Here is a 2582-nt window from a genome sequence, read left to right on the forward strand (position 1 = left end):
GCGCAGGCCCTTGCCTTCGGCGCCCAGCACCAGGGCGATCTTTTCCCCGGCAAAGCTCTTTTCGAGTTCGGCCGGCGCGTCCGAATCAAGCCCGATGGTGCGAAAGCCTGCCTCGTGTAACTGACCGAGCGCGTCGGCGAGGTTCTTCACCTCGATCTGGTCGATGTGCTCCAGCGCGCCGGAAGCGGATTTCGCCAGCACGCCCGATTCCTGCGGGCTGTGGCGGGCCGTGGTGATCAGCGCGCCGGCGCCGAAGGCGACCGCCGAGCGCAGGATGGCGCCGACATTGTGCGGGTCGGTGATCTGGTCGAGCACCAGCACCAGCTTCGCGTCGCCAAGCGCATCGAGCCGCTTGGCTTTCAGCGGTTCGGCCTCGATCAGCACACCCTGATGCACGGCATCCGACCCGGTGATCTTGTCGATGTCCCTGGGTTCGACCAGTTCGGTCTTGAAGGGCAGGGCGGCGAGATCGGCTATTTCGAGGCGCTCGGCCGCATTGCGCGTCACCAGCATCTTCCTGATCTTGCGGCGCGGATTGTCGAGTGCGGCGCGCACCGTGTGCAGGCCGTAGAGCCGCACCAGCCCGTCCGCGGCATTTTCGCCCGGCGGAACCGGCTGTCGGGGCCGGAACGCCGGCGCGCCGCCGCTTTTCTCGTCGCGATAGGCGCGGCGCAGCTTGGCGTAATGGGTGTCTTTGGGGGTGTTGGTTTTGTCGCTCATGGCTGGCTTCTATAGCGGTGTCCTCCGGCCAAGGATATGGCCTGTCACTACAGCCGGCGAACAGAAACGAAAAACCATGGTTGCGCGGTTGACACCCAATGGGCTTGCCGCCATAAGGCGCTGCGCTGGTTTCGGAGAACACATAACTCGGGTCCGGATCGGCGTGAATGCCTCGTTGCATGGCTCCGGCGGCAGACTGGAGAGGTGCCCGAGTGGTTAAAGGGGACGGACTGTAAATCCGTTAGCTTAGCTTACGTTGGTTCGAATCCAACCCTCTCCACCACTGCCGGCCCGGAAGCCCTGAAACGTGACAAGAATCGGACCGAAAAGTGCATGGCGCTTTTCGGATGAATCCGGTACTTCAGGAACGGCGCGGGTATAGCTCAGTGGTAGAGCAGCAGCCTTCCAAGCTGAATATGCGGGTTCGATTCCCGCTACCCGCTCCAGACGCTCATCCCATAGCCGAAACACTGCGCACGAGGCGCAGCGCTCCAATTGTCGTGGCTGCCGCGTCAGCTGTTGAACGCGGTGGCGACCTGGTGCTGCTGCGGCACCTGGCCGTTCGGCGTCAGTCTGTCGACGATGCCGGGCAGGGCGGTGGACAGTTGCTTGAGCAGTTCCTGCTCGTCCAGTCCGGTCCGTTGCGCGATCTCGCGAATGATCTGCGGTCCGATCGCGGCGCCAAGATCGTTGGCGTTGATCGGCTGGTTCTGCCCGGTGCCGACCCAGGAGTCGGCGGCATTGCCGTGGCCGGCATTTCTGAGCTTGTCGAGCAGGCCGCCCAATCCGCCAGCCAGGCCACCATCGGCGGATGTGGTTTCCGTCGGGACGGGGGCGGTCGGAGCGGGCGCGGGAGACTGCTCTGGCTCTTCGGCATTTCTGCCGCTCAGCATCTTGCCGACCAGCAATGCGCCGAGCGCGATCATCAGGGGTTTGGTGATATTGCCGCCGGGAACGGCATTGTCAAAAAGTCCCATAGTGGATCCTCCATAGCGACCAACGCCCGACCCCTCCTCGACAATGAAGCATTCGGGCGGAATTTCAAGCTGGCTTGAGGTTTTGACAATCCTATGAAAATGTTCGGCTGGCGAGGGGATGGAGAGGAATAAATGGGTATCATCAGCTGGATCATTCTCGGCGTGGTCGCCGGCTTCATCGGCAGCAAGATCGTCAACAAGACCGGCCAGGGTGTCGTCATGGACATCGTGCTGGGCATCGTCGGCGCCATTGTCGGCGGTCTGATCTTCAGTGCCTTCGGCGCGTCAGGGGTCACCGGCCTCAACATCTACAGCCTGATCGTTGCCGTCATCGGAGCGGTGGTCGTCCTGTGGGCTTACCATCAGTTCAGCGCAAGGCGGACGCTTTAGGCGCCTGCGGATCGTTTGAGGGTTTCGAAGTCTGCTGAGGCAAGACCGGCTTCAGGCCGGTATGCTCAGCAGTGGCTTGCCTATGGCATCGGGGCGGCGAAAACAAAGATCGGCGTTCCCGCAATGAAGCGAGGCTAGGCGACGACGGCCAGCCGCCGCTGACGCTGATCCAGCGAGACGATGGTCAGCCCGCTGCCGACGACCAGCAGAATGCCGCAAATGGCCAGCGCGTTGGGGAACTGCCCGAACACCAGCAGGCCAGAAATGACCGCCCAGACGGTGAAGCAATAGTAGAACGGCGCCACGGCGCTGGTCGGTCCGATGCGATAGGCCATGAAGATGAAGAAATGGCCGAAGATCAGGAAAAATCCAGCACCCGCCATCAGCAGCAGGTGATGTGCCCCGGGCATGACCCAGCGCTCTGAAACCAGATGCGCGGCGCCGGCGCCGATCAGCACCACCACGACGGCGGAAATCGCCACGATCATCCCCTGT

The 2582-nt window shown here is 62.7% G+C and carries 3 protein-coding genes, 2 tRNA genes and 1 pseudogene; 3 read left to right on the top strand and 3 right to left on the bottom strand.

Annotated features, from left to right (window positions below):
* Nucleotides 1–720: RNA methyltransferase (locus EOD15_RS32475; RefSeq protein WP_148129760.1), on the bottom strand; the 720-nt coding region annotated here is incomplete at its 3' end.
* A gap of 198 nt (nt 721–918) precedes the next feature.
* On the opposite strand from EOD15_RS32475, the gene EOD15_RS32480 reads away from it, so the two are divergent.
* A tRNA-Tyr gene (locus EOD15_RS32480) sits at nt 919–1003 on the top strand.
* Nucleotides 1004–1092: 89 nt separating this feature from the next.
* Nucleotides 1093–1166 (top strand) — tRNA-Gly (locus tag EOD15_RS32485).
* A 66-nt stretch (nt 1167–1232) separates the two neighbouring features.
* Here EOD15_RS32485 and EOD15_RS32490 read toward each other — a convergent pair.
* The gene (locus EOD15_RS32490) at nt 1233–1697 is read right to left on the bottom strand and encodes a YidB family protein (RefSeq protein WP_127322983.1); all 465 of its coding nucleotides are present in this window, start codon (nt 1695–1697) and stop codon (nt 1233–1235) included.
* Nucleotides 1698–1829: 132 nt separating this feature from the next.
* Between EOD15_RS32490 and EOD15_RS32495 the strand changes: the two genes are divergently transcribed.
* On the top strand, nt 1830–2087 hold the full coding sequence (locus tag EOD15_RS32495) for a GlsB/YeaQ/YmgE family stress response membrane protein (protein ID WP_127322984.1): 258 nt from the start codon (nt 1830–1832) through the stop codon (nt 2085–2087).
* A 134-nt stretch (nt 2088–2221) separates the two neighbouring features.
* On the opposite strand, the pseudogene EOD15_RS32500 reads toward EOD15_RS32495, so the two are convergent.
* Nucleotides 2222–2582 (bottom strand): annotated as a pseudogene (locus EOD15_RS32500) (DMT family transporter); the annotation flags it as partial.

The organism is Mesorhizobium sp. M7A.T.Ca.US.000.02.2.1, from assembly GCF_003996995.1.
Lineage (GTDB): Bacteria > Pseudomonadota > Alphaproteobacteria > Rhizobiales > Rhizobiaceae > Mesorhizobium.